The sequence below is a fragment of the Microvirga sp. RSM25 genome, assembly GCF_044784385.1.
GTDB lineage: Bacteria > Pseudomonadota > Alphaproteobacteria > Rhizobiales > Beijerinckiaceae > Microvirga > Microvirga tunisiensis.
The window spans coordinates 5313003-5329256 of the sequence record NZ_CP173039.1 but is presented as its reverse complement, the minus strand read 5'-3'; the positions used below and the strand labels follow the sequence as shown (position 1 = coordinate 5329256).

At 64.4% G+C, this 16254-nt stretch carries 18 protein-coding genes; 9 read left to right on the top strand and 9 right to left on the bottom strand.

The genetic code is table 11. From position 1 onward, the window contains the following. Window positions 1-84 precede the first annotated feature (84 nt). Window positions 85-1083, top strand: coding sequence for an NAD(P)H-quinone oxidoreductase (locus ACD578_RS25365; RefSeq protein WP_404289576.1), 999 nt, complete (start codon window positions 85-87; stop codon window positions 1081-1083). A 151-nt stretch (window positions 1084-1234) separates the two neighbouring features. Next, window positions 1235-1951: a DUF1013 domain-containing protein gene (locus ACD578_RS25360; RefSeq protein WP_152711586.1), complete on the top strand. Its 717-nt coding sequence runs from the start codon at window positions 1235-1237 to the stop codon at window positions 1949-1951. Window positions 1952-2227: 276 nt separating this feature from the next. Here the strand turns inward: ACD578_RS25360 and ACD578_RS25355 are convergent, their stop codons facing one another. Further along, window positions 2228-4141, bottom strand: coding sequence for a propionyl-CoA synthetase (locus tag ACD578_RS25355; RefSeq protein WP_404289574.1), 1914 nt, complete (start codon window positions 4139-4141; stop codon window positions 2228-2230). A gap of 113 nt (window positions 4142-4254) precedes the next feature. Here ACD578_RS25355 and ACD578_RS25350 point away from each other — a divergent pair, with 113 nt between their 5' ends. Then, on the top strand, window positions 4255-5013 hold the full coding sequence (locus ACD578_RS25350; protein WP_404289573.1) for a sulfite exporter TauE/SafE family protein: 759 nt from the start codon (window positions 4255-4257) through the stop codon (window positions 5011-5013). Window positions 5014-5090: 77 nt separating this feature from the next. On the opposite strand, the gene ACD578_RS25345 is transcribed toward ACD578_RS25350, so the two are convergent. Then, window positions 5091-5273 (bottom strand): YdcH family protein, encoded by a 183-nt coding sequence (locus tag ACD578_RS25345; protein ID WP_152711588.1) that lies wholly within the window; start codon window positions 5271-5273, stop codon window positions 5091-5093. A 190-nt stretch (window positions 5274-5463) separates the two neighbouring features. Here ACD578_RS25345 and ACD578_RS25340 point away from each other — a divergent pair, with 190 nt between their 5' ends. The 6 genes from ACD578_RS25340 to ACD578_RS25315 all read left to right on the top strand — a co-directional run bounded on the left by ACD578_RS25340 (window position 5464) and on the right by ACD578_RS25315 (window position 9476). Then, on the top strand, window positions 5464-5664 hold the full coding sequence (locus ACD578_RS25340) for a YdcH family protein (protein ID WP_152711589.1): 201 nt from the start codon (window positions 5464-5466) through the stop codon (window positions 5662-5664). A 93-nt stretch (window positions 5665-5757) separates the two neighbouring features. After that, window positions 5758-6249, top strand: coding sequence for a 5-(carboxyamino)imidazole ribonucleotide mutase (gene purE, locus ACD578_RS25335; protein WP_404289570.1), 492 nt, complete (start codon window positions 5758-5760; stop codon window positions 6247-6249). A gap of 8 nt (window positions 6250-6257) precedes the next feature. Then, the gene (locus tag ACD578_RS25330; protein WP_404289568.1) at window positions 6258-7337 is read left to right on the top strand and encodes a 5-(carboxyamino)imidazole ribonucleotide synthase; all 1080 of its coding nucleotides are present in this window, start codon (window positions 6258-6260) and stop codon (window positions 7335-7337) included. A 168-nt stretch (window positions 7338-7505) separates the two neighbouring features. Next, complete coding sequence (rpsU, locus tag ACD578_RS25325; RefSeq protein WP_009763401.1) at window positions 7506-7736, top strand: 30S ribosomal protein S21; 231 nt, start codon at window positions 7506-7508, stop codon at window positions 7734-7736. Window positions 7737-7968: 232 nt separating this feature from the next. Beyond that, window positions 7969-8832: a tetratricopeptide repeat protein gene (locus ACD578_RS25320; RefSeq protein WP_162003549.1), complete on the top strand. Its 864-nt coding sequence runs from the start codon at window positions 7969-7971 to the stop codon at window positions 8830-8832. Between the two features lie 20 nt (window positions 8833-8852). Next, on the top strand, window positions 8853-9476 hold the full coding sequence (locus tag ACD578_RS25315) for a nucleotidyltransferase family protein (protein ID WP_404289565.1): 624 nt from the start codon (window positions 8853-8855) through the stop codon (window positions 9474-9476). Here ACD578_RS25315 and ACD578_RS25310 read toward each other — a convergent pair. From ACD578_RS25310 to ACD578_RS25280, 7 genes are all read right to left on the bottom strand, one after another. Then, window positions 9446-9925, bottom strand: a complete 480-nt coding sequence (locus tag ACD578_RS25310; protein WP_404289563.1) for a GNAT family N-acetyltransferase — start codon at window positions 9923-9925, stop codon at window positions 9446-9448. The genes ACD578_RS25315 and ACD578_RS25310 overlap by 31 nt on opposite strands. Window positions 9926-10113: 188 nt before the next feature. Then, complete coding sequence (locus tag ACD578_RS25305; RefSeq protein ID WP_404289561.1) at window positions 10114-11511, bottom strand: NAD(P)(+) transhydrogenase (Re/Si-specific) subunit beta; 1398 nt, start codon at window positions 11509-11511, stop codon at window positions 10114-10116. Between the two features lie 4 nt (window positions 11512-11515). Continuing rightward, a complete protein-coding gene (locus tag ACD578_RS25300) occupies window positions 11516-11965 on the bottom strand; it encodes a proton-translocating transhydrogenase family protein (RefSeq protein WP_404289559.1) in 450 nt (149 codons plus the stop codon). A gap of 20 nt (window positions 11966-11985) precedes the next feature. Continuing rightward, window positions 11986-13122 carry a Re/Si-specific NAD(P)(+) transhydrogenase subunit alpha gene (locus ACD578_RS25295; RefSeq protein WP_404289557.1) on the bottom strand — a complete coding sequence of 379 codons (1137 nt, stop codon included), beginning with the start codon at window positions 13120-13122 and terminating at the stop codon, window positions 11986-11988. A gap of 75 nt (window positions 13123-13197) precedes the next feature. After that, a complete protein-coding gene (locus ACD578_RS25290; protein WP_152712889.1) occupies window positions 13198-13491 on the bottom strand; it encodes an aa3-type cytochrome c oxidase subunit IV in 294 nt (97 codons plus the stop codon). Window positions 13492-13604: 113 nt separating this feature from the next. Further along, window positions 13605-14822, bottom strand: a complete 1218-nt coding sequence (locus ACD578_RS25285; protein ID WP_404289555.1) for a glycosyltransferase — start codon at window positions 14820-14822, stop codon at window positions 13605-13607. A 58-nt stretch (window positions 14823-14880) separates the two neighbouring features. After that, window positions 14881-16248, bottom strand: coding sequence for an ABC1 kinase family protein (locus ACD578_RS25280; RefSeq protein ID WP_404289553.1), 1368 nt, complete (start codon window positions 16246-16248; stop codon window positions 14881-14883). Window positions 16249-16254 lie beyond the last annotated feature (6 nt).

Sequence of the window (16254 nt, the reverse complement as noted above, 5' to 3'; positions counted from 1 at the left end):
CGGTTGGTCATCAACGTAGTCCGGCATGTATTCCTTGCCAACGGGGCCTATATCCCGTGAGCTTGTTGACCAAAGGAGGGAAAAATGGGGCAGATTCCGGACATGATGCGCGCCGTCATCGCCGAAGGGAGCGGCGGGCCGGAGGTTCTCAAGGTGATCCAGCGCCCGGTTCCCAAGCCCAGGGAGGGCGAGATCCTGGTCAAGGTGAAGGCGGCAGGCGTGAACCGCCCGGACGTGATCCAGCGGCAGGGCGGCTATCCCCCTCCTCCCGGAGCGCCGGATATCCTCGGGCTCGAGATCGCAGGCGAGGTGGCGGCCACCGGCCCTAACGCCGCTCGGTTTGCCGTCGGCACCCCGATCATGGCCCTGGTGCCCGGCGGAGGCTATGCGGATTACGCCGTCGTCCATGAGAGCAACGCCCTTCCAATTCCCGCCAGCCTGTCCTTCGAGGAAGCAGGCGCCGTCCCGGAAACTTATTTCACCGTCTGGACCAACGTGTTCGATCGGGGACGCCTGCAACCGGGTGAGACCCTCCTCGTGCATGGCGGGACCTCCGGCATCGGCACTACGGCGATTCAGCTCGCCAAGGCCTTCGGCGCCACGGTCATCGCGACCGCGGGATCGCAGGAAAAATGCGACGCCTGCCTGCGGCTCGGCGCCGATGTCGCGGTCAATTACCGGGATCGGGACTTCGTGACGGCCACCAAGGAGGCGACAGGCGGCCGGGGCGCGGACGTGATCCTCGACATGGTCGGCGGCGACTACATCCCCCGCAATTACGAGGCTGCGGCGCAGGATGGGCGGATCGTGCAGATTGCCTTCCTTCAGAGCCCTAAAGCCGAGGTCGACTTCCGCCGCCTGATGGTCAAGCGGCTCACCCATACGGGTTCGACCCTGCGCCCTCGCTCGCCGGCAGAAAAGGCCGGCATTGCAGAGGCGCTCGAGGACAAGGTCTGGCCGCTTTTGGCGCAGGGCCGGTGCAGGCCGGTGATGGACTCAACCTTTGCCATTGAGGATGTGGCCAGGGCCCATGCCCGCATGGACGGAGGCGTGCATATCGGCAAGATTGTGCTGCGCCTTTAAAATTTGCAACATCCCGGCACGATCCCTATAATCATCTCGTTTCCCTCACATCGTGAGACGAGATGCTCCGGTCCGGACCGGTTCGGAGCGCGAGAGAGTTTTGCCGTGCGGCGCCGACATCCGGCGCCCGGCCTGAAGGAGGTTCACATCCATGTCCCAGGGACCGTTGATGCCGAAGGCGACAGCCGTTTGGCTCGTCGAAAATACATCGCTGTCGTTCGACCAGATCGCCGATTTCTGCAAGCTGCACCCGCTCGAGGTGAAGGGCATTGCCGATGGCGAAGTCGCGGCCGGCATCAAGGGCTCGGATCCCATCACCACGGGCCAGCTGACCCGTGACGAGATCGAGAAGGCCCAGAAGGATCCGAACCATCGCCTCCGGCTCGCCGAGTCGCGGGTGAAGCTGCCGGAGCAGAAGCGGGTCAAGAAGGGACCGCGCTACACCCCGGTGTCCCGCCGTCACGACCGCCCGAACGCGATCCTCTGGCTCGTGCGCAACCATCCCGAGTTGAAGGACGCGCAGATCATGCGTCTGGTGGGCACCACCAAGACCACGATCCAGCAGGTCCGCGAGCGCACCCACTGGAACTCGGCGAGCCTTTCGCCGATGGACCCTGTGACGCTGGGCCTGTGCTCGCAGATCGATCTCGATTTCGAGGTGCAGCGTGCCGCCAAGGACCGTCCGCAGGTCGAGCCCCAGGAGCAGGGCGGCACCCTGATGCCGGCGGAAATCTCCACGGCTCCCGAGCGGGTCGATCCCTTCGCGGACATGAGCCGTCCGAAGCCGGCCCCGGAAGAGCACATCGACGTCAACTCGGTCTTCGCCAAGCTCAAGCAGCTCAAGCGCGACGACGAAGACGAGGAATAAGGTTTACGCGAAAGGCCCGGAGCGATCCGGGCCTTTTTATTTGGTCCCGTCCGCCTGCCCTTGGCGCCTGGGCTGCCGCCGGCGCGGCTTTGATGGTTTGTCACGGCTCCGCTCAAAGCGTATCTTCGCTCCGACGGCGTCAAGCCGAGCCGCGTTGTGCAGATCCTTGGCAGCCTGATGGACCAATGCCTTTTCATCGTCTCCGAGGGCCTGCGTCAGCAAAGCTTCGAAGAGCGCCTGCTCATCCCCGGTCGGCTTTGTCATCCGTGAACCTTTTCAACCGGCAAGCCCCCTCGCCTTCAGCGCGTCCCCGATCTCGGTCAGGATCATGGGATCGTCGATGGTTGCGGGCGTCGACCATGCATCGCCATCGGCGATCTTCTTCATGGTCCCGCGCAGGATCTTGCCCGAGCGGGTCTTGGGCAGGCGAGCGACGGTGATCGCCAGCTTGAAGGCGGCGACGGGCCCGATCTTCTCGCGCACCAGGCCCACGAGTTCCGCCTCGATCTCCTCCGGCAACCGGTCGATGCCGGATTTGAGCACCACGAACCCGCACGGCACCTCGCCTTTGAGCGCATCCTTCACACCGATCACGGCGCATTCCGCCACCGCCGGATGGGAGGCCAGCACCTCCTCCATGCCCCCCGTCGAGAGACGATGGCCCGCGACGTTGATGATGTCGTCGGTGCGGCCCATGACCCAGATATAGCCGTCCTCGTCGAGATAGCCCGCATCCGACGTGTTGTAATAGCCGGGATAGACCGAGAGATAGGATTGCCTGAACCGCTGGTCTGCCTGCCACAGGGTCGGCAGGGCGCCGGGCGGCAGAGGCAGCTTGATGACGATGGCGCCCATGGTGTTGGGCCCGACCGATCTGCCGCCCTCGTCCAGCACGTCGAGGGTATAACCCGGCATCGGCACCGTGGGCGACCCGTGCTTCACCGGCAGGGCTCCGAGCCCGAGCGGGTTGCCGGCCACGGGCCAGCCGGTCTCCGTCTGCCACCAATGGTCGATGACGGGCACCTGCAGAATGTCCTCGGCCCATTTGACCGTATCGGGGTCGGCCCTCTCGCCCGCCAGGAACAGGGCGCGGAATGACGAGAGATCGTATTTCTTCAGGAGTTCCGCCTTCGGATCCTCCTTCTTGATGGCGCGGAAGGCGGTCGGCGCGGTGAAGAGGGTCACCACCCCGTGGTCCGAAATCACCCGCCAATAGGCACCGGCGTCCGGCGTCCCCACCGGCTTGCCCTCGTAGAGAATGGCGGTGCAGCCGTGAAGCAGCGGCCCGTAGACGATGTAGGAATGGCCGACCACCCAGCCCACGTCGGACGCGGCCCAGAACACCTCGCCCGGCTTTACGCCGAAGAAATGGCCCATGGACCATTTGAGCGCGACCATGTGGCCGCCATTGTCGCGCACCACGCCCTTGGGGATGCCGGTGGTGCCCGACGTGTAGAGCACGTAGAGCGGATCGGTCGCCGCAACCGGCACGCATTCGGCCTTGCGACCCTCGGCTCTCGCTGCCTCGACCGCGCTCGTCCAATCCCGGTCGCAGCCTTCGTTAAGAGCGCAAGCAAGTTGCGGCCGCTGGAAGACGAGGCAGGCTTCCGGCTTGGATGAGGAGAGTGCAATCGCCTCGTCCAGAAGCGGCTTGTAGGGAATGACGCGGGCGCCTTCGATGCCGCAGGAGGCGGAGAGGATGATCTTCGGTTTGGCATCGTCGATGCGCGTCGCCAGTTCCTTCGCCGCGAAGCCGCCGAAGACCACGGAATGGATTGCCCCGATCCGGGCGCAGGCCAGCATCGCAAAACTCGTCTCCGGGATCATCGGCATGTAGATGACGACGCGGTCCCCCTTGGCGACGCCCATGTCCTGGAGCACGGCGGCGAGCGTCGCCACCTCGTCCTGCAGTTCCGCATAGGTGATGCTGCGTTTCGTGTTCGTGACGGGGCTGTCGTAGATGATCGCCGCCTGATCGCCGCGCGTGGCGACGTGCCGGTCGACGACGTTGTAGCAGGTGTTGCATTCCGCGCCGACGAACCAGCGACCGTAGATGCCGGCCTGCGGATCGAACACCTTCTCGGCAGGCTTGATCCAGTCGATCTCCCGCGCCGCCTCTTCCCAAAAGCGCACAGGATCGGATTGCCAGCCGGCATAGACCTCATGATAGCGGCTCTGAGCGGATGGCATGGTGTTCCCCGTTGCGTTCTCTGCATGAGACTTCAAGCGCTTGCTGTGGTAGCAGGCCACCAAGCCGTGGTCAGGGGCGACTTTCGGCGAGTCGACTTTCGGCGAGTGTTTTCGTGATTACCGATCCTGTCTTCTATGCCGTCGCCATTCCCGCCGTGATCCTTCTGGGGCTTGCCAAGGGCGGCTTCTCGGGGCTCGGCATGCTCTCGCTGCCCATGATGGCGCTGGTGGTGTCGCCCGTGCAGGCGGCCGCCATCACCCTGCCGATCCTGATCGTCCAGGACGTGGTGTCGGTCTGGGCCTACCGGCATGCCTGGGACCGCCGCAACGTGGTCATCCTGCTCCTGGGAGCCATCTCCGGTATCGTGACGGGCTATCTCCTCGCGGCTCAGGTCTCCGATGCGGCCGTCAAGCTGGCAGTCGGGATCATTTCCGTAGCCTTTGCCCTTCGCCGCATGGTGGTGGAACGCGGCGGGCGGCAGCCGAAGCCTGCGCCAGCCGATGTGCCGCGCGGCATTTTCTGGGGCTGGGTGACCGGCTTCACCAGCATGGTCGCCCATGCCGGCGGCCCGCCCTTCCAGATCTATGTCATGCCCCAGCGGCTGCCGCGGGATATCTTCGTCGGCACGGGCGCCGTGCTCTTCGCACTCATCAACTGGATCAAGGTTCCGCCCTATCTGGCGCTCGGCCAGATGACCTCCGAGAACATGGCGACGGCGGGTGCCCTGTTCCCGGTGGCGATCGCCTCCACCTGGGCCGGCGTCCTGCTCGTGCGGCGCGTCTCGGGCCAGAGATTCTATACGGCGGTCTATATCCTGCTGGTCCTCGTCGGCGCCAAGCTCATCTATGACGGCGCGACTGCGCTTTTCTGAAACGTCCACGAAAAAGCCGCCGCTCCTTGGATGAAGCGACGGCTTCTTCAGGTGGGGAATGTCGACGAGCCGAGCGGCTAGTGCACCGCCGTTTCGGAGCTTCTCAGCCGTGTGATCTCGTCCTTGAGTTGAAGCTTCCTTCGCTTGAGTTCTGCCAGCCTCATGTCATCTGCCGACGGTCTATTGAGGGTATCCTGGATTTCGCGCTCGAGAGCCCGATGCTTCCGTTCCAGTTCCGTCAGGTGATTCTGCAGCGGCATGTCAGTTCCTCCTATTCGATCTACTGACCGGCCGATTGTGGCAGACAGAGTGTGGCGAGTCGAAGGCCAAATTCAAAGAATCGAGAGTAGAAGATGCTTGAGCGATCTTGCTCTCCACAGGGCCTAAGAGCATACTTCCGCCCCTCTTGGCCCGGCGGCCGAAGGCAGCTTGGCATCTTAGGTATTTTCAATGAACGAATTGGCTGAACTGGAAACGGAATTGGCCCGTCTCAAGCAGGAACACCGTGATCTCGACATGGCCATCGATGCCCTGGAAAGCATGGTCGCCGGGGACCAGTTGCAGGTCCAGCGCCTGAAGAAGCGTAAGCTTTTTCTCAAGGACCAGATCATCCGGCTCGAAGATCAGCTGACCCCCGACATTATTGCCTGAGAAAGCTTGGCCTTTTCGGGAACGGCCTTGCCTGCTTAGGACAGCTTCGTTATTCCCGCTGGACAGTTAAGGCCTTGAAGCCGGAGCCACGCCATGGCGCGTCCCCCTATTGCCATCATCATGGGCAGCCAGTCCGACTGGACCACCATGCGTCATGCCGCCGAGACGCTCGACGCGCTGGGCGTTGCCTATGACTCCCGCATCGTCTCGGCCCACCGCACTCCGGACCGGCTGGTGGCCTTCGCCAAGGGCGCCAAGGCGGAAGGCTTTCAGGTCATCATCGCCGGTGCCGGCGGGGCCGCCCACCTGCCCGGCATGACCGCCGCCATGACTCCCCTGCCCGTTTTCGGCGTACCGGTGGAATCCAAGGCACTGTCGGGCCAGGACAGCCTGCTCTCCATCGTCCAGATGCCAGCCGGCATTCCGGTGGGCACGCTTGCCATCGGTCGTCCAGGCGCGGTGAATGCGGCCCTGCTCGCGGCCGCCGTGCTGGCCCTGCACGATCCTGCCTTGAGCGATCGCCTCGACGCATGGCGCCAGCGCCAGAGCGAGAGCGTGGCCGAGCGCCCCTCCAACGAAAGCTAGAGAACCTCATGATCCGTCCCGGCTGCACCCTCGGTATCCTCGGCGGCGGACAGCTGGGCCGCATGATCGCCATGGCGGCGGCGCAGCTGGGCCTGAGGACGCATATCTACGCGCCGGAGGAAAACAGCCCGGCCTTCGAAGTGGCGACCGAATATACCATTGCTGCTTACGAGGACGAAGCGAACCTGGTGCGTTTCGCCAAGGCCGTGGATGTGGTGACCTACGAGTTCGAGAACGTGCCGAGCGAGACGGCCGCCACCTTGAGCGCCCATGCGCTGCTGGCTCCTAATGCGCAGGCGCTGGCTGTGTCGCAGGACCGCTTCCTCGAAAAGAGCTTCATCGCGGGCCTGGGCATTGCGGTCGCGCCCTTCGCGCCCGTTTCCACCGAGGCCGAACTGGCTGAGGCGCTCGAACGCATCGGCAGGCCCGCCGTGCTCAAGACCCGCCGCTTCGGTTATGACGGCAAGGGGCAGGTGAAGATCACGCCCGAGACCGATCCCGTCGCGACCTGGGAGGAGATCGGACGCGCCGCCTCCATCCTCGAGGGCTTCGTGCCCTTCGAGCGGGAGGTCTCGGTGGTCGCCGCCCGCACCGCCGCGGGAGCGTTCGCGGCCTATGATCTGTGCGCCAACGAGCACCGCCATCACATCCTGGACACCACCCGGGTTCCAGCCGGCGTTTCCTCCCAGACGGAGGAGCAGGCCTTCCGGATCGCCCGCTCCATCGCCGAGGCTTTGGATTACGTGGGCGTGGTCGCGGTCGAGCTGTTTCTGGTCACCGAGGACGGCACCGAGCGTCTCGTGGTCAACGAGATCGCCCCTCGGGTACATAATTCCGGCCATTGGACGCTCGGCGGCGCCACGACCTCGCAATTTGAGCAGCATGTGAGGGCGGTCTGCGGCTGGCCCTTGGGCGATACCGCTCGTCTCGGCCGGGTCGAGATGAAGAACCTGATCGGGCACGATGCCGATGCCTGGGAGGAGATCCTGGCCGAGCAGGGCGCGCACCTGCACCTCTACGGCAAGACGGAAGCCCGGGCAGGCCGTAAGATGGGGCACGTCACGCGTGTTTTCCCGGAGGCGAGCTGAACCTTTTAAAACCGGAGCCGTTGTCTCCCTGGACCGACGCTTTTCTTGAGAAGCAACCCTGGACAGGCCAGGCTTCTTCTGATATCGACGCCGCCCAGATAGAGGTGCGCATGGCGCGCCTCGTTGTTTTTTATCACAATCGAAACGGTTCAAATACGAGGAATTCGCGTGCAGGTTCTTGTCCGGGATAACAACGTCGATCAGGCGCTCCGCGCTCTCAAGAAGAAGATGCAGCGTGAAGGCATCTTCCGCGAAATGAAGCTTCGTGGCCACTACGAGAAGCCGTCCGAGAAGAAGGCCCGCGAGAAGGCTGAGGCCGTTCGCCGCGCCCGCAAGCTGATCCGCAAGCGCATGCAGCGCGAAGGCCTGCTGCCTTCGAAGCCCCGTCCGACCCGCTAAGCTCTTCTGAGCAGGCCTGAAAAGGCTAGCCTATCGGTTGTGAACCAGCGCCCGTCGCGCAAGCGGGGCGCTGTTTGCATGTCTGGGGCCAGCTTCCTCCACCCAGTGACGAAACTTAGTTGCAATATCACTTGCATCGGCGCCTTTTTGATGCCTTGTTTCACGGCTGTTAAGGATTTCCCGCCAGAGTGCCGCTCCCTGGTATCCGTGAGTAAATAAGCTGGAGACGAAGGTGTTCGCCCCATCGATTCGCCATTTGGCCCCCTTGAGCCTGACCCTCGTTGCCCTCGGCCTCGCCGCCTGCAGCACCACCGGTGGTGGCCCCGCCCAGCGCATCGCCGTTGTGGAAGAAGACACGCAGGGCACGAGCACGGTCAACATCTCTTCCTTGTCGGACGTGATCCAGCGCAACCCGAACGATCCGAGCGCCTATAACACCCGCGGCGCGGCCTATGCCCGCGTGGGGAACTACAGCAGCGCGATCTCCGACTTCACCAAGGCGGTGCAGCTCGATCCGAACTATGCGCCGGCCTATACCAACCGCGCACTGGCGCTGCGGCAGACGAACCGCAACGACCAGGCGCTCGCCGACTTCACCCGCTCGATCCAGGCGGATCCGAATTACGGTCCGGCCTATATCGGCCGCGCCAATCTCTATCGCGCCCAGAACCAGTACCAGGAAGCCCTCAGCGACTTGAACATGGCGACCCGCCTCCTGCCCGAATCGGCCGAGGCGCTTCACTCGCGCGGCTTGCTCTATCAGCGCCAAGGGATGCATCCGCAGGCGATCCTCGACTTCGACGCCACCATCGACCGCAACCCCTTCGTCGGCGCTCCCTACGCCGCCCGCGGCCAGAGCTTCGTGGCGACAAACCAGTTCGACAAGGCCATCGAGGATTTCAACGCGGCGCTGAACGTCAACAACAAGGATGCCGATTCCTGGGCGTGGCGTGGCGTGGCCCTCGAGCGCAAGGGCGACCGGAGCCAAGCCCTCGAAAGCTATTCCCGCGCTCTGGCCCTCGACAACGGCAACAGCGTCGCCCGCCAGGGCAGCTCCAGGCTCCAGGGCGGCGTCGCAGGCCTGTTCCGCTCGTAAGAGCGGTTGGAGGAAGGGGCATGAACCCCGCCCCTCCCCTGCGGACCATCGCCGATATCGAAAGACTTCTGGAAGCGCATGCGGACCTGTATGCGCTTCTTCTGCATGTGGAGAGCCTTGGGCTTCCCGATTGCTGGATTGGGGCCGGTTTCATCCGCAATACCGTCTGGAACGTGCTGCACGAACGGGAAATCGATGTGTCCCGTCTCAACGACGTGGACGTGATCTTCTTCGATGCGAGCGACACTCGAAGGGAGCGGGAAAGCGACCTTGAAGACCGACTCCGCGAAACCGCTCCCGGCGTGATCTGGTCGGTCAAGAACCAGGCGCGCATGCATCGTCGCAATGGTGATGCGCCGTATCGCGACACGTTCGAGGCCGTCGCTCACTGGGCGGAAACCGCCACCGCAATCGCGGCGCGATCACTCCGCGGGAAGATCGACGTGATGGCTCCCCATGGGGTGAGGGATCTTCTGAACCTGATCGTACGGCCGGCACCGGCCTTCGAACGAAAGATGGCAGTCTATCGCGAACGAGTTCTGAGCAAGCATTGGTCGGCTCGCTGGCCGAAACTGACGATGCTCATGACATGGGGCGAGGCTTATCCGGCCCCTCACAGTTCCTTCGACAGGATCGAGACGTAAGGCTCAAAGCCGAAGGCGCGGTAGGTGCGCTCAGCCCGTTCATTGGCGACGAGAACGCCGATAAAGAGGCGCTTCAGGCCGGCCTCCTTGGTCAAACGCTCGGCCTCCTTCAGGAGCATCTGGCCGATGCCCCGACCACGCCAGTCGTTGTGGACGATCAGATCCGTCACCGTGCCATGATTGCGAAACCCGTCGGCCACATAGGCCGCATCCTGATCGAGCGAAAAGCCCATGGCGCCGACAGCGATCCCGTCTGCCTCCGCAAGAATGATGCGGCCGTTGCGCCGGGACAGGCGCTGCATCAGCTCGTCGTAATACTCAGTCGCCGCACCATAATCGCGCCGTCGGTCGCCGATCAGATCGGCCTCGAAGACGTTGAGCTGGTGGATCAGCTCAATGACGGTATCCCGGTTGGTAGGAAGGGCGGTGCGAAGAGTAATCGGCGACATGACAGGGTCCGGGCAAAGCGCATCGGGGCTCGCGTTAAAGCAGATTTTGCCGGCTTCGTCATCGTGGGCGTCCTGCCACTGTCATTCCGGGCCCGGCTCTAACGAGCCGCCCCCGAATGGCAGTGGAGATGTTGATCCAAAAAATGCCCGGCACTGGCCGGGCATCGCATCGCTTACTGATCCTCGGATCAGAGATTCTTCAAAATCTCGTCGACCACCTTCTTGGCATCGCCGAAGAGCATCATGGTGTTGTCGCGGAAGAACAGCTCGTTCTCGACGCCCGCATAGCCGGAACCCATCCCGCGCTTGATGAACAGCACGGTCTTGGCGCGCTCCACGTCGAGGATCGGCATGCCGAAGATCGGCGAGGACGGATCGGTCTTCGCCGCCGGATTCGTCACGTCGTTGGCGCCGATGACGAAGGCGACGTCGGCCTGCGCGAACTCGCCGTTGATGTCCTCGAGCTCGAACACCTCGTCGTAAGGCACATTGGCCTCCGCGAGCAGCACGTTCATGTGGCCTGGCATGCGGCCAGCCACCGGATGGATGGCGTACTTGACCTCGACGCCTTCGGCCTTCAGCTCGTCCCCCATCTCGCGCAGCGCATGCTGCGCCTGGGCGACCGCCATGCCGTAGCCCGGCACGATGATGACCTTGGAAGCGTTCTTCATGATGAAGGCGGCATCATCGGCCGAGCCCTGCCTCACGGGCCGGGTCTCGACCGCACCGCCGGCGGCAACCGCCGTCTCGCCGCCGAAGCCGCCAAGAATCACGGAGATGAAGGACCGGTTCATGCCCTTGCACATGATGTAGGACAGGATCGCGCCCGAGGAGCCGACCAGCGCGCCGGTGATGATGAGCGCGAGGTTGCCGAGCGTGAAGCCGATGCCCGCCGCCGCCCAACCGGAATAGGAGTTGAGCATCGACACCACCACCGGCATGTCCGCACCGCCGATGGGGATGATGAGCGTCACGCCCAGCACGAAGGAGACCAGCACGATGAGCCAGAAGGCTGCATGGCTCTCGGTGCGGATGAAGGTGACGAGCAGAAGCAGCAGCAGGAGGCCGAGGCCGATATTGATCAGGTGACGGCTCGGCAGCAGGATCGGCTTGCCAGACATGCGCCCGTCAAGTTTCAGGAACGCGATCACGGAGCCGGTGAAGGTGACGGCGCCGATGGCGACGCCGAGCGCCATTTCGAACAGCGAACCGCCGTGGATGGTGCCGACCGAGCCGATGCCGGAGGCCTGCGGCGCGTAGAGGGCGCCTGCAGCTACCAGCACCGCCGCGAGACCGACCAGCGAGTGGAAGGCGGCCACGAGCTGCGGCATCGCCGTCATCGGCACCCGCTTGGCGATGACGGCACCGATGCCGCCGCCGATGGCGAGACCGAGGATCACCAGCGCCCAGCCGCCGAAGCCGTTCGGCGGGGACACGAACAGGGTGGTGAGGATGGCGATCCCCATGCCCACCATGCCGTAGAGATTGCCCTGCCGGGAGGTGGTGGGGTGCGACAGGCCCCGGAGGGCCAGGATGAACAGGACGCCCGAGACGAGATAGAGGATCGAGGCTAGATTGACCGACATCGCCTCACCCCTTCTTGCGGTACATGGCGAGCATGCGCTGGGTCACCAGGAAGCCGCCGAAGATATTGATGGCCGCCAGGACGAGGCCGATGAAGCCGAGCACCCGGGCCCAGATCGGGCCTTCGCCGAGGCCGGGCGCCACGTCGACGCCCACCGCCAGCAGCGCGCCGACCACGATCACCGACGAGATGGCGTTGGTGACCGACATGAGCGGCGTGTGCAGCGCCGGCGTGACCTGCCAGACCACGTAATAGCCGACGAAGATCGCCAGCACGAAGATGGCAAGGCGGAACACCGTCGGATCGACGGCTCCGTGGGTGACGGCGGCGGCGGCGGCTCCTGCCGCGTCGGCGACCTGGTCGGCAATAGTCTGGGCCGCCTCGGCCGAGCGTCGGGCGGCCTCGGCCGCCGCTCGGGCCTGCTCGACGGCCTGTTCGGGCGTAAGCGTTGCCATGGTGTCCTCCCCTGGACGGTTTAAGCGGTCGGCTGGAAGGCGGTGTGGACGATGGCGCCGTCACGGGTCAGGCAGGTGGCCTTGACCAGCTCGTCGTCCCATTTCACGGCCAGGGCCTTGGTTTCCTTGTCCACCAGCGTCTCGACGAAGGCGTAGAGGTTCTTCGCGTAGAGGCTGGACGCTGTAGCGGCGAGGCGCCCGGGCACGTTGAGGTGGCCCACGATCTTCACGCCGTTATGCTCCACCACCTGGCCGGGCACCGCCACCTCGCAATTGCCGCCGCGCTCCACCGCCAGATCGACGATGACCGAGCCCGGCTTCATGGATTCGACCATGGCGCGGGAGACGAGCTTCGGCGCCGGCCGGCCGGGGATCAGGGCCGTGGTGATGACGATGTCCTGCTTGGCGATGTGGGCGGCGACGAGATCGGCCTGCTTGGCCTTGTAGGCGTCCGACATCTCCTTGGCGTAGCCGCCGGCCGTCTCGGCCTGCTTGAACTCCTCGTCCTCCACGGCGACGAACTTGGCGCCCAGGCTCTCCACCTGCTCCTTGGCGGCGGGGCGCACGTCGGTGGCGGTCACCACGGCGCCGAGACGGCGGGCGGTGGCGATGGCCTGGAGACCGGCGACTCCCGCGCCCATGACGAAGATGCGGGCGGCGGGCACCGTGCCGGCAGCGGTCATCATCATCGGCAGCGCGCGGCCGTATTCGGCGGTGGCGTCGATGACGGCGCGGTAGCCGGCGAGATTGGCCTGTGAGGAAAGCACGTCCATGACCTGCGCCCGGGTGATGCGGGGCATCAGCTCCATGGCGAAGGCGGCGACCTGCGCATCGGCCAGGGCCTTGAGGGCCGCTTCCTGGCCGTAGGGGTCCATGATGGCGATAACGAGGGCGCCGGGCTTGGCGCCCTTCAGCTCGCCCTCTGCGGGGCGACGGACCTTGAGGATGACATCGGCATCCTTCAGGGCTTCCTTGGGCGTCTTGGCGATCGAAGCGCCTGCAGCCTCGAGCTCGGCATCGGGAAAACCGGCCTTGGCGCCCGCCCCGGCCTGGACGACCACGTCCGCGCCGAGGGTTTTGTATTTCTTGACGGTCTCAGGGGTGGCGGAAACGCGTGTCTCCGCTCCATCAGTTTCGGAGAGAACGGCAATCCGCATATTTGTCCCCCTGCGATGTGGTCAATGGCTTGAGATCAAGCTCTTATCTCGCTTCTATCAAAGGCCACCCGCTGCTCAGTAGAAGATGAGCGCCAGCAGGAGGAGGACGCCGACGGCTGCCGGAGCCCGCACCCCGACGGAGGGTGCCATCGCGCCGATGCCGCCCGCGACGAGCGAGAGGATCACGCCGAAAATCGCCGTCAGCCAGGCATGCTTGATGCCGCCAACGGCCAGCGCCAGCACGTGGCAGATGATGACGGCGGTCGCGATTTCGGCGAACTGGACAAATCCGTGATAGGTCGCCTCATGAGCGCGGCTGTCCATATCCGGACTGTAGCCCCCGTGCGGCGCATGTTTTGTATCGGCCATGTGTCTAAGCCCTGTTCAGCGTCACTTGTTAACTGCTGCGTTTAACGCAAGCGGTGAGGAGCCGCAATCTTTCGAATGGCTCCAAATGAAAACTTTATGAATGCTTCTTGCGGTCATTTGATCCCGAGAAACTCTCGCCACTGGGGCAGGCAGACGGTCTCGTAATCATATTTCGCAACCGCGATCCGGCGAGCCTCCGCGGCCATGGCGGCGGACTTGTCCCTCTCGGCCAGCGTCTCGCGCACCCGCTCCGCCAGCGCCTTCTCGTCGAAGAAGGGGGAAAGGCGTCCGTTGACTCCGTCCTGGATGACCTCGCGCACTGGATCGGTGTCCGAGGCCACGATCCGGCATTCGAGCGCCATGGCCTCGATGGACGACCAGGACAGCACGAAGGGATAGGTCATGTAGACATGGGCCGAGGAGACCTGCAGGACCTTCACGAACTGATCGTAAGGCAGATTGCCGACGAAATGGACCCGAGACCAGTCGACCGGGCGCTCGATCCTGGACTTGAAGACCTCGAACCAGGACTGGCCGTTCGGCGCGGAGCCGGAATAGCTCGTTCCCTTGCCGCCGATGATGACGACGCGAAGCTCGGGGTCGATGTCGAGCAGATGGGGCAGGCTCTTGAAGACAATATGCGCGCCGCGCATCGGCTCGATGTTGCGGGTCACATAGGTGACGACGGGCGTCTCGCGGGTGAGCTGCGGCCCGCCCTCGCCGAGCTGGATCCTGACATTCGGATCGGGCAGGAGCTTATCGGTGTCGATGCCGTCATGGATGACAGCGAGGCGGTCGCGCAGATAGGCCGGGAACGTGTCTCGCTGGTAGCGGGTCGGCGCCACGGCGGCATCGGCGGCGTCGAGGGCGCCGAGCTGCATGGAATTCTTCAGGCGCAGGCGCCAGATCACCTCCTCGTTGGTGACCGGGAACTCGGGATCGAAATCGAGATCCTGCCCCTTGGCGTGATAATAATACTCGAAATAGGCCACATGGCGGGCCTTGGGCCAGATATCCTTCAGAAACAGGTTCTCGCCCCAGCCGGTATTCACGACCACCACATCCGGCTCGAAGCCTTGGCTGGCAAGCTCGCGGGCCCTATAGGCAACGCCATAGGCGCGGCGCAGGCGCGGAATGACGGGGGAGTAGCGGTTCTGATAGGGCGCATCCTCCGGACCCGGGACGGCATTATAGGAAAAATACTTCACGCCCGGAACGGAGCCTTGCTTGACCATCCCGAGGCCCACGACCTCATGCCCCTCGGCAACGAAGGTCCGGGCCAGACGCAGGAATTGGCCCGGGAAATTCTGGTGAACGAAAGCGATCTTCATCGGCTGCCCCTAACGCTCCGTAAGCCTCTAGGGCCGCAACGAGAAAGATGCAACCTCATTACACAGGATTTGGTAAACCGGAAGCGGCCAAGACCTGTTTCTGTTTCTGCTCTAGGTTCTCCAGGGAGAAACGCTCAATCTCGTTCTCGAACAGCCGATGGTAGTTCAGCTCGGCCTTCAAGTGCAGGAAGACCGCGCCTAAGCCGACTGCCGCCCGGTCCATGAACACGAACTCGCGCGGGACAGTGACGGGACCCTTCTCCTTCAGGGCCTTGTGCACCTCGAAGGCTTGGCGGCGGCCGTATTCGCCGGGCTTCACCCCGTCGGCCACGGTACGGACCCGATCGTCGAGGAGCGGGGCGTAGATGAAGCGGGCCCAGATGTTGAGGATGTCGATCAGCTCGTTCGAGAGGCTCTTGAAGCCCCAGGTCTCGTAGGCATGGACGACGCGGGCCCGGTCGTCGGTCTGGAGGCCGCGATAAAGATCGACCACGCCGCCGACGAAGCGCGGGTGGAAGATGCGGATGCAGCCGTAATCGAGGAGATTGATCCCCCTCGCCTCCCCACCCTCGGAGAACACCGTGTAATTGCCGAGATGCGGATCGCCGTGGATGACGGCCGCATGGCTGAAAGGGTGCCACCAGGCCTTGAACATGGCGACCGCCAGCCGGTTGCGGATCTCGACCGGGACCTCGGTGAATTGCAGGATCTTCTCGCCTTCCAACCATTCGAGCGACAGAAGCCGTCGGGTGGAGAGCTCAGGGTGAACCCGCGGGACGCGGACTTCCTCCACATCCGCAAGGGTCCGGGCGTAGAGCGCCGCGTGCTTGGCCTCGCGCTCGTAATCGAGCTCCTCGCGCACCCGCTCGCCGATCTCCTTAGCGATCTCGCGGGTATCGATGGCGGGATCCATGCGGCGATGGAGGGCGAAGACGAGCTCGAGCTGGCTCAGATCCGCTTCCACGGCGGATTGCATGTCGGGATATTGCAGCTTGCAGGCGATCCTCTCGCCGTCCTTCGTGCTCGCCCGATGAACCTGGCCGAGCGACGCAGCCGCGGCGGGGTTGAGATCGAAGGAGCCGAAGCGGCTCTGCCATTGCAGCCCCAGTTCCGCCTGCATGCGCCGCTTCACGAAGGCCGCCCCCATGGGCGGGGCCTCGCTCTGGAGCTTCTGCAGCTCGGCGGCATATTCCGGCGGGATGAGGTCGGGGATGGTGGCCAGCAGCTGCGCCACCTTCATGATCGGCCCCTTGAGCCCGCCGAGCGCCTGCGCCAGCACCGCCGCATTGGACGCGTCGCGGGCATCGCCCCCGAACAGCCGCGAACCGGCCATGCGGGCCGCGACCCCACCCATGTTGGCGCCCACGCGCGCATAGCGGGCGGCGCGCGCGGAGAAGCGGTTCGCTTCGCGGTCGGAATCGGCCATGACGTG

What these genes read in the sequence shown, in the direction of transcription:
- ACD578_RS25280 (WP_404289553.1), bottom strand. Translation starts at nt 16,248, where the DNA reads ATGGCCGATTCCGACCGCGAAGCGAACCGCTTCTCCGCGCGCGCCGCC.
- ACD578_RS25305 (WP_404289561.1), bottom strand. Translation starts at nt 11,511, where the DNA reads ATGTCGGTCAATCTAGCCTCGATCCTCTATCTCGTCTCGGGCGTCCTG.
- ACD578_RS25340 (WP_152711589.1), top strand. Translation starts at nt 5,464, where the DNA reads ATGAACGAATTGGCTGAACTGGAAACGGAATTGGCCCGTCTCAAGCAG.
- ACD578_RS25285 (WP_404289555.1), bottom strand. Translation starts at nt 14,822, where the DNA reads ATGAAGATCGCTTTCGTTCACCAGAATTTCCCGGGCCAATTCCTGCGT.
- ACD578_RS25310 (WP_404289563.1), bottom strand. Translation starts at nt 9,925, where the DNA reads ATGTCGCCGATTACTCTTCGCACCGCCCTTCCTACCAACCGGGATACC.
- ACD578_RS25345 (WP_152711588.1), bottom strand. Translation starts at nt 5,273, where the DNA reads ATGCCGCTGCAGAATCACCTGACGGAACTGGAACGGAAGCATCGGGCT.
- purE (WP_404289570.1), top strand. Translation starts at nt 5,758, where the DNA reads ATGGCGCGTCCCCCTATTGCCATCATCATGGGCAGCCAGTCCGACTGG.
- ACD578_RS25360 (WP_152711586.1), top strand. Translation starts at nt 1,235, where the DNA reads ATGTCCCAGGGACCGTTGATGCCGAAGGCGACAGCCGTTTGGCTCGTC.
- ACD578_RS25295 (WP_404289557.1), bottom strand. Translation starts at nt 13,122, where the DNA reads ATGCGGATTGCCGTTCTCTCCGAAACTGATGGAGCGGAGACACGCGTT.
- ACD578_RS25300 (WP_404289559.1), bottom strand. Translation starts at nt 11,965, where the DNA reads ATGGCAACGCTTACGCCCGAACAGGCCGTCGAGCAGGCCCGAGCGGCG.
- ACD578_RS25315 (WP_404289565.1), top strand. Translation starts at nt 8,853, where the DNA reads ATGAACCCCGCCCCTCCCCTGCGGACCATCGCCGATATCGAAAGACTT.
- ACD578_RS25355 (WP_404289574.1), bottom strand. Translation starts at nt 4,141, where the DNA reads ATGCCATCCGCTCAGAGCCGCTATCATGAGGTCTATGCCGGCTGGCAA.
- ACD578_RS25290 (WP_152712889.1), bottom strand. Translation starts at nt 13,491, where the DNA reads ATGGCCGATACAAAACATGCGCCGCACGGGGGCTACAGTCCGGATATG.
- ACD578_RS25330 (WP_404289568.1), top strand. Translation starts at nt 6,258, where the DNA reads ATGATCCGTCCCGGCTGCACCCTCGGTATCCTCGGCGGCGGACAGCTG.
- ACD578_RS25365 (WP_404289576.1), top strand. Translation starts at nt 85, where the DNA reads ATGGGGCAGATTCCGGACATGATGCGCGCCGTCATCGCCGAAGGGAGC.